Below are 16,570 nucleotides of genomic sequence, written 5' to 3'. Positions count from 1 at the left end.
CCTCTCGGCCGGGCTTCATTGCGCGCCCGTCGGGGCGGCCGCGCCGGACGCCTTGCTGGCCTCCGACTTGGCCAGCCCCACGGAGGCGGCTTCCGAGGCTGCGCCATCGGTCTTGGGCTGGAAGGATGCGTGGACGACCGAGCCGTTCCGGGTGAGGTTGGTGGCCTTCACCAGCTCGTCGTCCCAGTTGATCGCCAGCGCCTTCGACTCCTTGTCGATCAGGGTCTCGACGAAGGCGTAGAGGTTGCGGGCGTAGAGGCTCGACGAGGTGGCGGCGAGCCGCCCCGGCACGTTGACGTGGCCGACGATCTTCACGCCGCGGTCGTTCGTGACGACCTCGCCGGCCTTGGCACCGGCGACGTTGCCGCCGCGCTCCACCGCGAGATCGACGAGGACCGAACCCGGCTTCATCGACGCCACCATCTCCTCGGAGACGAGCTTCGGCGCTGGCCGACCGGGGATCAGCGCGGTGGTGATGACGATGTCCTGCTTGGCGATGTGGCCCTTGACCAGCTCCGCCTGCTTCTTCTGGTACTCGGCCGACATCTCCTTGGCGTAGCCGCCGGCGGTCTCGGCCTGCTTGAACTCGTCGTCCTCGACGGCGACGAACTTGGCGCCGAGCGACTCGACCTGCTCCTTGGTGGCCGGGCGCACGTCGGTCGCGGTCACGACCGCGCCGAGGCGCCGGGCGGTCGCGATGGCCTGGAGGCCGGCCACGCCGACGCCCATGACGAAGACGCGGGCGGCCGGCACGGTGCCGGCGGCGGTCATCATCATCGGCATGGCCCGCCCGTACTCGGCGGCGCCGTCGACGACCGCGCGGTAGCCGGCGAGATTCGCCTGCGAGGACAGGACGTCCATCACCTGCGCGCGGGTGATGCGGGGCATCAGCTCCATGGCGAAGCCGTCGATCCCGGCCTCGGCCATAGCCTTGAGGGCGTCCTCATTGCCGTAGGGGTCCATGATCGCGATCACGGTGGCGCCGCGCTTCAGCTGCGGCAGTTCCTCGGCACTCGGGCGCCGCACCTTGAGCACGAGGTCGGCATCCCCGGCGGCGTCGGCGGCGCTCCCGGCGATGCTGGCGCCGGCGGCCTCGTACTCGGAGTCCAGGATGCCGGCTTTCTGGCCCGCACCGGCCTGAACCACGACGTCGGCACCGAGGGTCTTGAACTTCTTGACGGTCTCAGGAACCGCGGCGACGCGCGGCTCCGCGGAGTCCGTCTCGGACAGCACAGCAATGCGCATGCGAGGGTTCCCCTGGAAAAGCTCGGCCTTTCGAATGCGCGAACCGGCGCAGCTTTTCGAGAGGCGGATCTACGATACCGCGTTGGATGCGGCCGGAATGTAACTTGCGCCCAATTTAATTGCCAACAATGCGTAGGCGCCCCGCTCGGCAGGCGAGCGGGCTCGTCATCCGCGCCGACGCTCGATGCCGCCGCGCACGACCATCTCAGGCGAAGAACAGGTAGAGGACCAGGAGAATGCCGACGACCAGCGGAGCCTTCCACCCCACGGCCGGCGCGAGGGCGCCCACCGCGCCCGCGGCTCCAGAGGCGATCACGCCCACGATGGCCAGCAGCCACGCTTCGCGGATGCCGCCGATAGCCAGGGCCAGCACCCAGCAGATCACGACGCCGGTGGCGATTTCGACGAACCGGACGAACCCGCGATAGGTCTGCTCGTGAGTCTTCGCGTCCATCGCCGGGCTGTAGGTGTGCCCGGCCACCGTGTCACTCTCGGCCATCGTGCGCTCGTTTCCCTAAGACGCGACTTCTTGCGGTCGCGGTCGGATGTAGCTCAAGCGTTTACCTGCCGCAATCGGACGCACGCAAGTTGATCGCTCTCTCGGTGGATCTTCGCGCCGGCTCAGGCCGGTTTCGGCAGATCCGCCGCCGCGAGCGCCCTGCCCTGACGCTTCGTGAGTTCGTCCAGTGAGAAATGCTCGATCTCGGCCTCGAACAACCGGTGGTAGTTGAGTTCCGATCTGAGGTGGAGAAACACCGCGCCGAGGCCGACGGCTGCGCGGTCCATGAAGACGAATTCCTGCGGTACCGTGACGGGCCCCCGCTCCTTCAGGGCCTGATGGACCTGGAAGGCCTGTCGCCGACCGTACTCCCCCGGCTTGACCCCGTCAGCGACGGTGCGCGTGCGGTCCTCGAGCAGCGGCCCGTAGATGAAGCGCGCCCAGATGTTCAGGATCTCGATCTTCTCCTTGTCGAGGTCCTTGAAACCCCACACCTCGTAGGCGTGGACGATGCGGGCGTCGTCGTTCTCCAGCAGGCCGCGGTAGAGATCCACGACGCCGCCGACGAATCGCGGATGGAAGATCCGCACGCAGCCGTAGTCCAACAGGTTGATTCCCGCGGCCTCGCCGGCGTCGGAGAACACCGTGTAGTTGCCGAGATGCGGGTCGCCGTGAATGACCGCGGCCCGGCTGAACGGGTGCCACCACGCCTTGAACATCGCCTGCGCGATCCGGTTACGGACCTCGACGGGCTCGTCGGCGAAGCCCAGGATCTTGTCCCCGTCGAGCCAGCCGAGCGTCAGGAGGCGCTTCGTCGACAGTTCCGGATAGACGCGCGGCACCCGCACGGCCGCGATGTCCTTGAGCACCGCCCCGTACAGCGCCGCGTGCTTGGCCTCGCGCTCGTAATCGAGCTCCTCGCGCACCCGGGCGCCGATCTCCTTCGCGATCTCGCGCGTGTCGAGCCACGTGTTCATCCGGCGGTGCAGCGCGAACGCGACCTCCAGCTGCTTCAGGTCGGCCTCCACGGCCGATTGCATGTCCGGGTACTGGAGCTTGCAGGCGAGACGGTCGCCGCCCTTGGCGGTGGCGCGGTGGACCTGGCCGAGCGACGCCGCCGCCGCGGGCTTGAGGTCGAAGCTCCCGAAGCGGTCCTGCCAGCCGGCACCGAGCTCCGACTGCATCCGCCGCCGGACGAAGGCCGCGCCCATGGGCGGGGCGTCCGCCTGGAGCTTCTGCAATTCGGTGGCGTACTCGGGCGGGAGAAGGTCCGGGACGGTGGCCAGCAGCTGGGCCACCTTCATGATCGGGCCTTTCAGGCCGCCGAGCGCCTGCGCGAGGGCGGCGGCGTTGGTCGTGCCCTCCTTTCCGAACAGCCGCGCCATGGCCATCCGGGCGGCGACGCCGCCGACATTGGCGCCCACGCTGGCGTAGCGCCCGGCGCGGGCGGAGAAGCGGTTGGCTTCGCGGTCGGTCTCGGCCATCTCTCGATCTGCTTGTCTGATGATGATGCGCAGATAAGCCGCCCCTGGCCGCGAACCAGGGGCGTGGGTCCCTGCGCCGCGGGCATCGGCCGGGCCCGCAGCACTCCGCTCAGGCCTGGCCTTCCATGCTCTCCAGCTCGACGATCATGCTCTCGATCATGCCGAGTCCGATCTGCCAGAAGCCGGGATCCTTCGCGTCGAGGCCGAAGGGCGCGAGGAGTTCGCCGTAGGGCTTCGAGCCGCCGGCCGCGAGCAGCGCGAAGTACCGGTCCACGAAGCCGTCCTCCGCCCTGGCGTAGACGCCGTAGAGGGAGTTCACCAAGCAGTCGCCGAACGCGTAGGCGTAGACGTAGAACGGCGAGTGGATGAAGTGCGGGATGTAGGCCCAGAAGGGCTCGTAGCCCGAATCCAGCGTGATCGCCGGGCCGAGCGATTCCGCCTGGACGGACAGCCACAGCGCGTTGATCTGGTCGGTGGTCAGCTCGCCCTTGGCGCGGGCGAGGTGGACCTTTCGCTCGAACGAGTAGAAGGCGATCTGGCGCACCACCGTGTTGATCATGTCCTCGACCTTGGCGGCGAGCATGGCCCGGCGCTGGGTCGTGTCGGTGGTCGCGGCCAGCAGCCGGCGGAAGGTCAGCATCTCGCCGAAGACGCTCGCCGTCTCGGCCAGCGTCAGGGGCGTCGGCGCCATCAGCGCACCGTTCGGCCCCGCGAGCACTTGGTGGACGCCGTGGCCCAGCTCGTGCGCCAGCGTCATCACGTCCCGCGGCTTACCCTGGTAGTTCACCAGCACGTAGGGATGGACCGAGGGCACCGTCGGATGCGCGAAGGCGCCTGGCGCCTTGCCGGGACGCGTCGGCGCGTCGATCCAGCGCTCGTCGAAGAAGCGCCGCGCGATCCCCGCCATCCTCGGCGAGAACGCGTCGTAGGCGGACAGAACCGTGTCGCGGGCCTCAGTCCACGGGATCGTGCGCTGCTCCACGCGGGGCAGCGGCGCGTTGCGGTCCCAGTAGGGCAGCGCCTCCTGCCCGAACCACTTCGCCTTGAGCGTGTAGTAGCGGTGGGACAGGCGGGGATAGGCGGCGCGCACCGCGTCGACGAGGGCTTCCACCACCTCGGGCTCGACCCGGTTCGACAGGTGGCGCGCGTCGGCGACGTCCTTGAACCCGCGCCAGCGGTCGCTGATCTCCTTGTCCTTCGCCAGCGTGTTGGTGATGAGCGTGAACACGCGCAGCTGGCCGCGCAGCACCGCGCTGATCGCGCCGGCGGCCTCCTTGCGGACGGCGCCGTCCGGATCCTGGAGCTTGTTGAGCGTCGGCTCCAGCGGCATCTCCTCGCCCTGCACGGTGAAGCGCAGCGACGCGATCGTCTCGTTGAACAGCCGGTCCCAGGCGGCGTTCGACGTGACCGACTTCTCGAGGAACAGCTTCTCTGTGCGGTCGTCGAGCTGGTGCGGCTTCTCCCGCCGCAGGTCCTCGATCCACGGCGCGTAGTGGGCGAGCGGCCCCGCGGCCATCGCGGCGTTCATGGCCGCATCGTCGACGCGGTTCAGCTCCAGGGCGAAGAAGAGGAGGTCCGCCGAGGCGCTGGTCAGCCGCTCGCGGGTGTCGCCGTAGAACTTGGCCCGCGCCTCGTCGGTGGTGTCGCCGGAATACACGAGCCCGGCGAACGACATGAGCTTGCCCAGCAGGTCCTCGATGCCCTCGTAGGCCCGCACCGCCTCGGCCAGACGCGCGGACGCGTCCGGGCCCGCGGCGAGCTCGGCGATCCGGCCGGCATAGGTCTCCGAGAAGCGGCGGCACTCCTCCTCGGCGCGGGTCATGTCGCCGGAGAACTTCGGATCATCGAGGCCGGAATAGAGATCGTTCAGGTCCCATTCCGGGAGATGGCCGAGGTCGGCAGCCTTCGCGGCGGCGCGCGCGGCACTCACGCCCTCCGGCAGGCGGACAGTCGCCGGCGAGGCGGTGTGGCTCGGCATCATGGTGTGCGATCCTCTCCAAGGGCTCCGGCCCCGTACCCTGATATCGAGCGTGCCGCCACGCGTTCAACGCGGACGGTTCGTCGGACCGGCCCGCGTTTGGTGACGGCGCCGTGCAAACGTCGTTAAGCGGCACTTTACGACTGTCGGTCACCCTACGGCTCGAAACGAAACAGTCGCCGAATCAGAGGCCGCGACCGGGTCGACCCGCGTCGCGTGTCCGGCCTTCGCGCGCCGTTCAGGGAGCCGCTATGTCCGCCACCGTGCTCATCGTGGACGACGATCCGGTCCAGCGGCGCCTGGCCGAGGCGGCCGTGCGCCGCTTCGGCTTCGAGGCGCGGATCGCCGAGACGGGCGCGGACGCGCTGACCCTGCTGAGATCCGAGGGGGCGGATGTCGTGCTCCTCGACCTCGTCATGCCGGGGCTCGACGGGCTCGGTGTCCTGGCCGAGATGCGCAAGGGCGGCCTCGCCACGCCGGTCATCGTCCAGACCTCCAACGGCTCCATCGACACGGTGGTCAGCGCCATGCGGGCCGGCGCCGTGGATTTCGTCGTCAAGCCGGCGGGCGCGGAGCGGCTCCAGGTCTCGATCAAGAACGCCCTGCGGGTCGACACGCTCGAGGAGGAGGTGCGCCGCATGCGCCGCCGGGCTTCCGGGGCGCTCACCTTCAAGGATCTCACCTCCAAGAGCCCCGACATGGAGCGGGTGATCCGCCTCGCCGAGCGGGCGGCCAAATCGAACATCCCGGTGCTGATCGAGGGCGAGTCCGGCGTCGGCAAGGAGGTTCTGGCCCGGGCGATCCAGGGCTCCGGCGACCGGCGCGGCAAGCCGTTCGTGACGGTCAATTGCGGGGCGATCCCGGAGAACTTGGTCGAGTCCACCCTGTTCGGCCACGAGAAGGGCGCGTTCACCGGCGCCACCGAGAAGCATGCCGGCAAGTTCGTCGAGGCCTCGGGCGGGACGCTGTTCCTCGACGAGATCGGCGAATTGCCCCTCGACGCGCAGGTGAAGCTTCTCCGGGCCCTTCAGGAGGGCGAGGTCGATCCCGTCGGCGGCAAGCGCTCGGTGCGCGTGGACATCCGGCTCGTCTCGGCCACCAACCGGTCGCTGCTGGACCTCGTGAAGCAGGGCAAGTTCCGCGAGGACCTCTACTACCGCCTCAACGTCTTCCCGATGACGCTGCCGCCCCTGCGCGCGCGCCGCGAGGACATCCCGGACCTCGTCCGCTCGTTCTGCGCCCGGTTCTCGGCCGAGGAGGGCAAGCGCGTGCGGGCGATCAGCCCGGAAGCGATGGCTCTGCTCACGCGCTATCCCTGGCCGGGCAACGTCCGGCAGCTGGAGAACGCCCTGTTCCGCGCCGTCGTTCTGGCGGACGGCGACGAACTGACGGTCTCCGAATTTCCGCAGATCGCCGCGCAGGTCGAAGGCTTCGACGTGCGCATCCCGGCGGCGCCGGTCCAGCCGCAGATGCCGGCCTACGCCCCCGAGCCCGTGCGCGAGATCGTCCGCGTGGAGGTCCGCGACCCGCACGCCATGTCGCTCGTCGCCGAGGAGACCGGCGAGATGAAGCCTATGGACGTCCTGGAGGCGGAGATCATCCGCTTCGCGCTCCAGTTCTATCGGCAGCGGATGTCGGAGGTCTCGCGCCGCCTCGGCATCGGCCGCTCCACCCTCTACCGCAAGCTCAAGGATCTGGGGCTGGAGGACGACGCTAAAGCCGAGGACGCCGCCTGATCGAACGCCGCGTGCGCTAGCGCACCGCGTGCATTCGTTTCGGCCACACCCGGTGGAATTCTCGACCCTGCTCCACGCGGCCGGCAGAAGATTGAGCTGATCCTAAGCTGACCAGCATTGAAAATGACACATTCATCTGCAGGACCGACCCTCTATTCGCGACAACTGCGGTTGCTGAAAGCCACGCTTGCGCGGATAATCACAATCTGAGCGTGCGGTCCCGCCGCCGCACCCCGGGAGATCACGATGCGCGTCCCGCGCTCCAGCCTCATCGCGCTGGCCGCCCTCCTCGGCGGCACGCTGGCCCCGGCCGGCTCCCTCCGCGCCGCGACGGTCGCGCTGGACCAGCCGACCACCGATATCCCGGCATCCCCACCGATCGCGCCGAGCGCCCCGCCGGCACCGCCGGCGCAGGCCGATCCGTCGGGGCCCGCCGCCACGGCCCTTCCCGACTACAAGCCGGAGGCGCCGGCGGCCGAGCCGGCCCCGGCTCCCGCTGCGGCGGCTCCGGTCGCCCCGACGGACCCGCTCGGCGCCGCGATCTTCGCCCGCTTCGCGGATGCCGCGCCCCTGCTGCTGCGGCTCACCGGCAAGGACCGGGACGCGATCCGGAGCTTCTACGAGGCCCGCAGCTTCAGGCCGCTCTGGATCTCCGGGGGGGCCTGGACCGAAGCCGCGAAGGCGGTCTCCGCGCGGCTGGCGGCCGCTGGCGAGGACGGTCTCGACCCGCGCGCCTACACGGTCCCGGCGCTGGCGGATAAGCCGGACGACAAGGCCGTCGCCGACGCGGATCTGCGCCTGTCGGCGGCCGCGGTGCTCTACGCCCGGGATGCCCGCGGCGGCCGGGTCAACCTCGCCTCGATCTCGCGGCTGATCACCCCGCACCTCGATCTTCCCGCCGGGAACGACGTCCTGGCGAAGCTCGACGAGGCCGGCGCGAAGGCCGGCGAGGCGCTGCAGGCCTACAACCCGGCGACCGCCGGCTATCTCGCTCTCAAGGCGCGGCTCGCCGCCCTGCGCGGACCCGCGCCGTCCGCCGTGAAGCCGCTGCGCCTGCCGGCGGGGCCGGTTCTCCGCATCGGCATGCGCGATGCCCGCGTCCCGCTGCTGCGGGCGCATTTCAACCTCGAGAGCCGCCCGGCCGGGACCCTGGACAAGGGGCCCGGCGAGCCTGAGGAGTACGATTCCGTCGTCGCCGACGCGGTGGCCAAGTTCCAGCGCGGCCGCAATTTGCCGGGGAACGGCGTCCTGAACGTCCAGACGGTCCTGGCCCTCGCCGATGCCGGCCGTACGGCGCGGCCGACCGGCGGCGAGGCCGAGATCATCGTCAACATGGAGCGGTGGCGCTGGCTGCCGGGCGACCTGGGCTCGGATTACATCCTGGTCAACGTGCCGGAGTACCGCCTGCGCGCCTACCGCGGTGGGGTCATGCGCGACGAGGCGCGGGTCATCGTCGGCAAGCCGGAATCGCGCACGCCGCTGTTCTCCGGGCTGATGGAGTACGCGGTCGTCAACCCGTCCTGGTACGTCCCGCCGTCGATCCTGAAGACCATGGCGCCGAAGCTGGCCGGCTACGGCGGCAAGACCTGGGGCGGCTACGAGGTCGTCCGGCGCGGCGGGCACATCTCGTTGCGCCAGCCTCCGGGCGAGCGCAATGCCCTCGGCTTCATCAAGTTCATGTTCCCGAACCAGCACGCGGTCTACCTGCACGACACGCCGAACCGCTCGCTGTTCTCCGCGTCGAAGCGCGATTTCAGCCACGGCTGCGTGCGCGTCGACGATCCGTTCCGCCTCGCCGACGTGGTGCTGCCGAACTGGTCGGAGGATCGGTTGAAGAAGCTGATCGGCAAGGGCGAGCGCACGATCCGGCTGCCGGAGAAGCTCCCGGTCCACCTCGCCTACTTCACCGCCTTCGTGGACGACGGCGGCACCTACCGCACGCTGCCGGATCTCTACGGCTACGACGCGCCGATGCGCGCTGCGCTCGGGCTGCCGGGCGGCGGAGGGCCGGCGATCGCGCGGCTCCCGGACGAGCCGCCGCGGCGCAGGGCCGAGCGCGCCCCGAAGCCGCCCGCGACCCGCACGGTCCATCGCCGCGCGCCCGAGCGCCCGGTCGCGGATGCCGACGCGTGGCCGACCGGGCGCTACGAGGAGGCGGAAGACAGCGCGCCGGAATACGGCGAGCCGGGCCTGTGGACGCCCGCGCCGCAGCAGGCGGCGCCGCGCGGGTGGTGGTGACCCACCGGCGCCAGTAGCAACTTTCACGTGCGCGGCCGCACAGCCGGGCACGATTTCGCCACGGTCGAGCCTTAGCCGTTTCGGTCGCGAACCCGGATCAACAGCCGTCCGGTCAAGCTGCCGGGAGAGGATCAGGACCGTCGTGCCCAGTCTCCCGCGCGCCCTTCGCCATCTCACGCTCGCCCTGTCCGGCCTGGTGCTCGGACTGATCGCCGGGACTGCCGAGACCGAGGACGCGGTCGCCAACGGCGACACCCGTTCCCTGTCGATCTACCACACCCACACGCAGGAGAGCGCGACCATCACGTTCAAGCGCGATGGCCGCTATGACCGCGCGGCCCTCGAGCAGCTGAACTGGCTCCTGCGCGACTGGCGGGTCAACGAGCCGACCAAGATGGACCCGCGGCTGTTCGATACGGTCTGGGAGGCCTATCGCCAAGTCGGAGCGACCCAGCCGATCCACGTCGTGTCGGCCTACCGCTCTCCGGGCACCAACGCGATGCTGCGTCGCCGCTCCAAGATGGTGGCCGAGTACAGCCAGCACATGCTCGGCAAGGCGATGGACTTCTTCCTGCCCGACGTGTCGATCGACCGGATCCGCGAGGTCGGTCTCCGGATGCAGCGCGGCGGCGTCGGCTGGTATCCCCATGCCGGAACGCCCTTCGTCCACCTCGACGTGGGCTCCGTGCGGATGTGGCCGCGCATGACCCACGACCAGCTCGCCCGGCTTTTCCCGGACGGCAAGACCGTTCTGCTTCCGAGCGACAACCGCCCCTTCCCCCGCTACGAGGAAGCCAAGGCGGAAATCCTGGCCCGCGGCGGCACCGTTGCGGGGCTGACGACCCAGATGGCGAGCGGCGAGGAGGAGGACGGGCCCGGCCTGTTCGGCTTCCTGGCGAGCCTGTTCGGTGGCGGCCGGTCGGCACCGGAGCCCGCGCCGATGCAGCCCCCGGTGGAGACCGCGAAGAAGTCGCGGCGCGCGCCCGTCGTCGCCGTGGCGAGCGCCGATCCGCAGGATCCGGTCGGGGCGCGCGCCGCCCTCGCCTACGCGGCGCCCGCGGCCGACGATGCCCTGCGCGGCTCGCTGGTGGAGCGGGCGCAGGCGAAGGGTGGCGAGGCGAAGCGCGTCGACGCCAAGGCGCTCCTGACCGCCGGTCAGCCGACTGCCGCGGACGATGTGGTGGCCGCCGTCACAGCGCCGCTCCCGCCGCGGCGCCCCTCGGACATGGCCGCGGTCGTGGCGAGCCTGAACATGCCGCTGCCGCCGCCTCGGCCGGTGCAGTTCGCGGCGCTGGAGCGCGGGATGGCCAACCTCGCGTCCGCGGGCGAGATCCGCGCTCTCGACAAGCCCGCGGCGGCGGCTCCTGCGCGGCCGCGCTCCCTCGTGGCGCCGGACGCGGACGCGAAGGCACAACTTCGGGCATTGTTCGATTCCGTGTCGTCCGGCGCAGGCGCCGCGCCAGCGAGCCGGGCTGTCCCCGTGCACGTGGCCGCCACGCGGCTGCGCGGTACCGCGCCCGACGCCGTCGTCGGCGCGGCGCCCGACCGGGTCACTACCCGGTTCAGTCCCCGCAGCCCCGGCGACGACCTGACGACCCGCTTCACCGGCTCGGCCGCGCGCGCCGTGGCCGGGGCGCGGTGAGCCTCGCGCCGCGGCCGGACCATCCTCGTCGACGCTGCGAAGTGATCGAGCCCCGCGCGGCGGCGGATGTCGCTTTCCGGCTCAGCGCAGAGGCTTGGACAGATTGACCGCCAGTGCGCCGACGAGCGTGGTCGTGTAGCTGTCTTCCTGCGTCGCCGAGATGCGCTCGGCCTCGTTGCCACTGTTGGCGGCGACGGACATCATCAGCATGACTGCCGTGACGAGACCGCCGAGACCGGCGACAAGGGCGAGATAGGCGCGGACGGCGGCGCGCGGGACAGCCGCGACCGCTTCGGTCTCGGCGAGGCACAGCGGCGATGGGCTGTGAGGCATGGTGACGGCCGATTCTGACGGGCGATGCTGAACCCGACGCGGGCCGATTAGGCGCACGCCGGGGGTGCCCGTTCAATCGAAGAACGCCTCACAATGAGTCGAGTTCGACCGAAAGGCGAGTTTTTCCACCGATCCTCATACGAGCGGATGTTATCCGAAAGGGGGACGCCGCCCGGCATCCCCCGGCCCGGCCTCAACCTTCCTTGCCGGCGACCTTGCCGAGCGCCGCCTGGGCGGCCGCGAGCCGGGCGATCGGTACCCGGTAGGGCGAGCAGGACACGTAATCGAGCCCGACTTCCTGGCAGAAGCCCACCGAGGCGGGGTCGCCGCCGTGCTCGCCGCAGATGCCGAGCTTGATGTCCGGGCGCGTCTTGCGGCCGCGCTCGACGCCGATGCGCACCAGTTCGCCCACGCCCTCCTGGTCGATCGTGATGAACGGATCGGCCGGCAGGATGCCCTTCTGGGTGTACGGGCCCAGGAAGGTGGCGGCGTCGTCGCGGGAGATGCCGAGCGCCGTCTGCGTCAGGTCGTTGGTGCCGAAGGAGAAGAACTCCGCGGTCTCGGCGATCTCGTTGGCCTTGAGGGCGGCGCGCGGCAGCTCGATCATCGTGCCGACTTGGTAGTCGAGGGCCGCGCCCTTCTCCTCGGCGACGGCCTTCGCCATGGCGTCGATGCGGGCCTTCACGATGTCGAACTCGGCGCGGGTGAAGACCAGCGGCACCATCACTTCGGGCGTCACCGCCTTGCCGGTATCCGCGGCCGCCTGGACGGCGGCCTCGAAGATCGCCCGGGCCTGCATCTCGGCGATCTCCGGGAACGCGATCGCGAGACGGCAGCCGCGGAAGCCGAGCATCGGGTTGTGCTCGGACAGCTCGCGCGTCCGGTGGCGGATCTTCTCCTCGGAGACGCCCGTCGCCTTGACCACCTCGGCGACTTCGGCGTCGGTGTGCGGCAGGAACTCGTGCAGCGGCGGGTCGAGGAGGCGGATCGTGACCGGCAGGCCGGACATGATCGTGAACAGCTCCAGGAAGTCCTGCCGCTGGTAGGGCAGGATCTTCGCGAGCGCCGCGCGGCGGCCCTCGGCGTCGTCCGCCAGGATCATCTCGCGCACCGCGATGATACGGTCACCCTCGAAGAACATGTGCTCGGTGCGGCAGAGGCCGATGCCCTCGGCGCCGAAATTGCGCGCGGTGCGAGCATCGGTCGGCGTGTCGGCGTTGGCGCGGACCTTCATGCCGCGGATCGCGTCGGCCCATTCCATGAGGGTAGCGAAGTCGCCCGACAGCTCGGGCTCCAGCATCTTCACCTCGCCCTGGATCACTTGGCCGGTGGACCCGTCGATGGTGATCTTGTCGCCGGCCTTGAGGGTCGCGCCGCCGACCGTCAGGGTCTGCGCCTTGTAGTCGATCCGGATGGAGCCGACGCCGGAGACGCAGGGCTTGCCCATCCCGCGGGCGACCACCGCCGCGTGGCTGGTCATGCCGCCTCGGGTTGTGAGGATGCCCTCGGCGGCGTGCATGCCGTGGATGTCCTCGGGCGAGGTCTCGATCCGCACCAGGATGCACTTGCGCTCGGCCTTGCGGTGCGCCTCCGCGTCCTCGGAGTTGAACACGATCTCGCCGGTCGCCGCGCCGGGCGAGGCCGGCAGGCCCGAGGCGATGACCTTGCGGTCGGCCTTCGGGTCGATGGTCGGGTGCAGGAGCTGGTCGAGTGCGCCGGGCTCGACGCGGCCGATCGCCTCCTCGCGGGAGATCAGACCCTCGCCCGCCAGATCAACGGCGATGCGCAGGGCGGCCTTGGCCGTGCGCTTGCCGTTGCGGGTCTGGAGCATCCAGAGCTTCCCCTTCTCGATGGTGAACTCCATGTCCTGCATGTCGCGGTAGTGCGATTCCAGGATCCCGTAGATCCGGGTCAGCTCCGCGAAGCTCTCGGGCATGGCCTTCTCCATGGAAGGCTTGTCGCTCTCGGCCTCGATGCGGGCCTTCTCGGTGATGTTCTGCGGCGTGCGGATGCCCGCCACCACGTCCTCGCCCTGCGCGTTGATCAGGAACTCGCCGTAGAGCGCCTTCTCGCCGGTGGACGGGTTGCGGGTGAAGGCGACGCCGGTGGCCGAGGTGTCGCCCATGTTGCCGAACACCATGGCCTGCACGTTGACGGCCGTGCCCCAGCTCTCCGGGATGTTGTTCAGCTCGCGGTACTTCTTGGCGCGCGGGATCATCCAAGAGTTAAACACGGCGCCGATCGCGCCCCAGAGCTGGTCGTTGGCGCCCTGCGGGAAGTCGGAGCCGTGCTCCTCGCGCACGATCTTCTTGTAGGTCTGGATCAGCGTCTTCCAGTCCGCCGCGCCGAGCTCGGTGTCGAGGTCGAAGCCCTTGCCCTCCTTGTACTGCTCCAGCGCCTCCTCGAAGGCGTGATGCTCGACGCCGAGGACGACGTTCGAGTACATGGTGATGAAGCGGCGGTAGGAATCGTAGGCGAAGCGCTCGTCGTCGGCCTCCTTGGCGAGGGCCAGCACGGTCTCGTCGTTGAGGCCGAGATTGAGCACCGTGTCCATCATGCCGGGCATCGAGGCGCGGGCGCCGGAGCGAACCGAGACGAGGAGCGGGTTGGTCGAGTCGCCGAACTTGCGGCCGGTGAGCGCGCCGACCTGCGCAAGCGCGGCCGAGACCTGGTCCTTGAGCTCGGGCGGGTAGGCCTTGCCGTGGTCGTAGAAGTAGGTGCAGACCTCGGTGGTGATGGTGAAACCGGGCGGGACGGGCAGGCCCAGGTTGGACATCTCGGCGAGATTGGCGCCTTTGCCGCCGAGCAGGTCGCGCATCTGCGACTTGCCCTCTGCCTTGCCGTCACCGAAGGCATAGACCCACTTCGCGCTGCCGGTCGCCATGTCGATCCCGTCCGTATCTGGTGCCCGGCGCCGGCCGAGCTGATGGGCGGGGTTGGACCATCCCGCAGCGCAACGCAAGATGAACGCGCGATGGCCCTGTGCGTGCGTGACTGACGGCGCGCGCGGTCTGTCAGGCCCGTGCCGTCGCGGTGCGGGCGCGGGCCCTCAATGCAGGATTCCGAGCCCGATCACGCCGACGACGATCAGGTAGATCGCGACGATGTAGTTGAGCAGCCGCGGCATCACCAGGATCAGGATCCCGGCCAGGATCGCGATCAGCGGCTGGAGGTTCGAGATGGTGATGGTCACGGGCACCTCCTGAGGGCCGAGCTTGGCCGCCGGTATCGACGTCCCTACCCCGCGGAGGTTCCCTGTAGCTTGAGCGGAGCGGCCGGCCGGTCCGGCCGCTCCGAGGGTCGATCAGGGCTTCGGCGTCGGCGTCTCGGTACCGGGGATCGGATCCTTGGCCTCGCCGGTCGGCAGGCTCACGGCGATCGTCGGATGCGACAGCTCTGGATACGGTTCGATCACGTGGGCGCCGTTGAGTGGCTTGTTGGCGCCGTTGTGGCAGGTGGCGCAGTTGATCTTCGGCGCGTCCCCGAGTGCCCCGAGCCGGTTGCGCGGGAAGGTCGAAGTCAGGGGCGTCATGTAGTCTTGGTTCAGGTCCCGCACCATGCGGATGCCGTACCAGGCGTGGACGCGGTTGGGCGTGCTCGTGTCCCACTGCGCCACCGAGCGGGTGTTGTGGCAGAAGGTGCAGTTCACCCCGAGGGACTGCGACATGCTGATCATGATCGCGAAGGTCTTCTCCGCGTCCTGGATCGGCTTGCCCTTCGTCTCGGGCAGCGCCGTGGTGGCGTTGACCCGGACCGCGTCCTCCGACGTCTCCTTGTGCTGGTAGAAGGCCTGATAGACGTCGTAGGGCAGCGAGGTGTTGCCGACTTCCGCGGAGGCCAGGTTCTGGCTGTTGTTGCGCGGGATGAAGCGGCCCGCCCCCTGCACCGGATGGTCGAACCAGATGTTGGCCGGGACCGGGTTGCCGCGGTGGCACGTGTAGCAGGTCACGCCCGCCTGATGGACGTGATTCTCCTTCCACGTGGAGTTGATGTACTGCGTCATCTGGATCATGCGGCGGGCGACGCGCTTCTGGTAGAGCTCGTCGGACGCCATGTTCTCGGTGCTGTGGCAGTAGGTGCAACCCTGCTGCGGCGCGACCCATTCGGTGATCGACACCATCAGCCGATTGAACTGCTCGGCCGAGAGATCGCCCAGAACTTGGACGTTCTGGTAGACGGCCGACGCCTTGTCACCGCCCGCATCGGCCGGATCGGCCGGGGTCGGGGCAACGTTCGCGGCGGCGAGCGCCTCGTTGCCGGCGCGGGTCCGGATCAGGTCCATGCCCGTCCCGCGGAAGCCGGTCTGCTTGTTCGCCATCGGCGGATGGGTCCAGCCGGCGCCGCCGAACATCGCGATGGTGAGGAAGAGGGCCAGTGCGCCGCCGGCCACCGCCAGAATCGTCTTCATGACGGCCTCCTCACGGCTTCATGCCGGGTGCGAGATGGGCGGGATCCACGATCGGGCCGTAGACCTGCGGGTACGAGGGCGCGACGCCGTGCTTGACGGCCCAGAGGTACCAGTTGTCGACCACGGTCCCGGTGAGCAGGATGCCGATGCCGCCGGTCAGCGTCGTCAGTACGGCGAACCACCATGCCCAGCGGTGTATCGACTCCATCGTGGCGTTGAAGCCCATGGTCCAGCGCCAGAACAGAGCGGCGCGCTCGGTGGCCGTGCCGCGGTCGACGATCTGGTCGATCTCGCGCTCCGCGCCGTAGCGCGAGCAGGCCAGGATCGTGCCCCCGTGCATCGCGAACAGCAGCGTCGATCCGTAGAGGAACGTGATCGAGAGCATGTGGAACGGGTTGTAGAAGAGGTTGCCGTAGCGGAGCGAGAAGGCCGCGGTCCAGTCGAGGTGCGGGAAAATGCCGAAGGGCACGGCTTCCGACCAAGAGCCCATCAGCACCGGCCGGATGAAGCCGAGGACGAGGTAGAGCCAGATCGCCGAGGCGAAGGCCCACGGCACGTGGAGGCCGAGGCCCAGCGCCTTCGCACGCCGGTAGAGGTGGACCCACCAGAGCAGGATCGAGGCCGTCAGGAAGAAGCCGGCGATGAGCCACCAGCCGCCCTCATTGAGGGGTGGCAGGACCTTCAAGCCGTATTTCGGGAGCGGCGGCTCCAGGGCGAGCCACGGCAATTGCCGCACGAACTGCACCGGATCCCAGTTCACCGAGGCCCACATGTTGAGCCCGATGATCTCGAAGGCGATCACCCCGCAGGTGATCGACAGGGCCGCGATGTATCCGATGTAGATCGGGCCGACCTGGCTGTTGCCGATCAGCCCGAACAAGTAGCTGTTGAACGGCTTGCCGACGCGCTCGTCGACCGCCACCGGAACGCCCTGATCCGGCACGAGCGGGCGAACCTGAACCTGCGTGAAGATGTTCTGGTAATAGGCCATGGCCTGCCCTCCCCCG

12 protein-coding genes are annotated in these 16,570 nt (G+C 69.6%); 3 read left to right on the top strand and 9 right to left on the bottom strand.

The window, feature by feature from the left end:
* Positions 1-15: 15 nt before the first annotated feature.
* The 4 genes from MMR14E_RS24940 to MMR14E_RS24925 all read right to left on the bottom strand — a co-directional run bounded on the left by MMR14E_RS24940 (position 16) and on the right by MMR14E_RS24925 (position 5,209).
* Complete coding sequence (locus MMR14E_RS24940; RefSeq protein ID WP_331317985.1) at positions 16-1,245, bottom strand: Re/Si-specific NAD(P)(+) transhydrogenase subunit alpha; 1,230 nt, start codon at positions 1,243-1,245, stop codon at positions 16-18.
* A gap of 205 nt (positions 1,246-1,450) precedes the next feature.
* Positions 1,451-1,744 carry an aa3-type cytochrome c oxidase subunit IV gene (locus MMR14E_RS24935; protein ID WP_012319754.1) on the bottom strand — a complete coding sequence of 98 codons (294 nt, stop codon included), beginning with the start codon at positions 1,742-1,744 and terminating at the stop codon, positions 1,451-1,453.
* A 122-nt stretch (positions 1,745-1,866) separates the two neighbouring features.
* Positions 1,867-3,228, bottom strand: coding sequence for an AarF/ABC1/UbiB kinase family protein (locus MMR14E_RS24930; RefSeq protein ID WP_331317983.1), 1,362 nt, complete (start codon positions 3,226-3,228; stop codon positions 1,867-1,869).
* A 109-nt stretch (positions 3,229-3,337) separates the two neighbouring features.
* The gene (locus MMR14E_RS24925; protein WP_331317982.1) at positions 3,338-5,209 is read right to left on the bottom strand and encodes a M3 family oligoendopeptidase; all 1,872 of its coding nucleotides are present in this window, start codon (positions 5,207-5,209) and stop codon (positions 3,338-3,340) included.
* Positions 5,210-5,457: 248 nt separating this feature from the next.
* On the opposite strand from MMR14E_RS24925, the gene MMR14E_RS24920 reads away from it, so the two are divergent.
* The 3 genes from MMR14E_RS24920 to MMR14E_RS24910 all read left to right on the top strand — a co-directional run bounded on the left by MMR14E_RS24920 (position 5,458) and on the right by MMR14E_RS24910 (position 10,822).
* A complete protein-coding gene (locus tag MMR14E_RS24920) occupies positions 5,458-6,942 on the top strand; it encodes a sigma-54 dependent transcriptional regulator (protein WP_331317981.1) in 1,485 nt (494 codons plus the stop codon).
* 246 nt (positions 6,943-7,188) lie between these two features.
* Positions 7,189-9,180, top strand: a complete 1,992-nt coding sequence (locus MMR14E_RS24915; protein WP_331317979.1) for a L,D-transpeptidase family protein — start codon at positions 7,189-7,191, stop codon at positions 9,178-9,180.
* 142 nt (positions 9,181-9,322) lie between these two features.
* Positions 9,323-10,822 (top strand): DUF882 domain-containing protein, encoded by a 1,500-nt coding sequence (locus MMR14E_RS24910; protein WP_331317978.1) that lies wholly within the window; start codon positions 9,323-9,325, stop codon positions 10,820-10,822.
* 81 nt (positions 10,823-10,903) lie between these two features.
* On the opposite strand, the gene MMR14E_RS24905 is transcribed toward MMR14E_RS24910, so the two are convergent.
* The 5 genes from MMR14E_RS24905 to pufM all read right to left on the bottom strand — a co-directional run bounded on the left by MMR14E_RS24905 (position 10,904) and on the right by pufM (position 16,554).
* On the bottom strand, positions 10,904-11,155 hold the full coding sequence (locus MMR14E_RS24905) for a hypothetical protein (RefSeq protein WP_331317977.1): 252 nt from the start codon (positions 11,153-11,155) through the stop codon (positions 10,904-10,906).
* Between the two features lie 193 nt (positions 11,156-11,348).
* Entirely contained in the window at positions 11,349-14,039 is a 2,691-nt protein-coding gene (gene ppdK, locus MMR14E_RS24900; RefSeq protein WP_331317975.1) for a pyruvate, phosphate dikinase, read from the bottom strand.
* 165 nt (positions 14,040-14,204) lie between these two features.
* On the bottom strand, positions 14,205-14,348 hold the full coding sequence (locus tag MMR14E_RS24895; RefSeq protein ID WP_012319762.1) for a DUF3096 domain-containing protein: 144 nt from the start codon (positions 14,346-14,348) through the stop codon (positions 14,205-14,207).
* Positions 14,349-14,459: 111 nt separating this feature from the next.
* The gene (gene pufC, locus MMR14E_RS24890) at positions 14,460-15,563 is read right to left on the bottom strand and encodes a photosynthetic reaction center cytochrome PufC (RefSeq protein ID WP_331317974.1); all 1,104 of its coding nucleotides are present in this window, start codon (positions 15,561-15,563) and stop codon (positions 14,460-14,462) included.
* 10 nt (positions 15,564-15,573) lie between these two features.
* On the bottom strand, positions 15,574-16,554 hold the full coding sequence (gene pufM / locus MMR14E_RS24885) for a photosynthetic reaction center subunit M (protein ID WP_331317973.1): 981 nt from the start codon (positions 16,552-16,554) through the stop codon (positions 15,574-15,576).
* Positions 16,555-16,570: the final 16 nt, after the last annotated feature.

The organism is Methylobacterium mesophilicum (assembly GCF_036441335.1).
GTDB lineage: Bacteria > Pseudomonadota > Alphaproteobacteria > Rhizobiales > Beijerinckiaceae > Methylobacterium > Methylobacterium mesophilicum_B.
The sequence above is the reverse complement of the archived record's forward strand: the minus strand, read 5'-3'. Positions and strand labels throughout refer to the sequence as shown.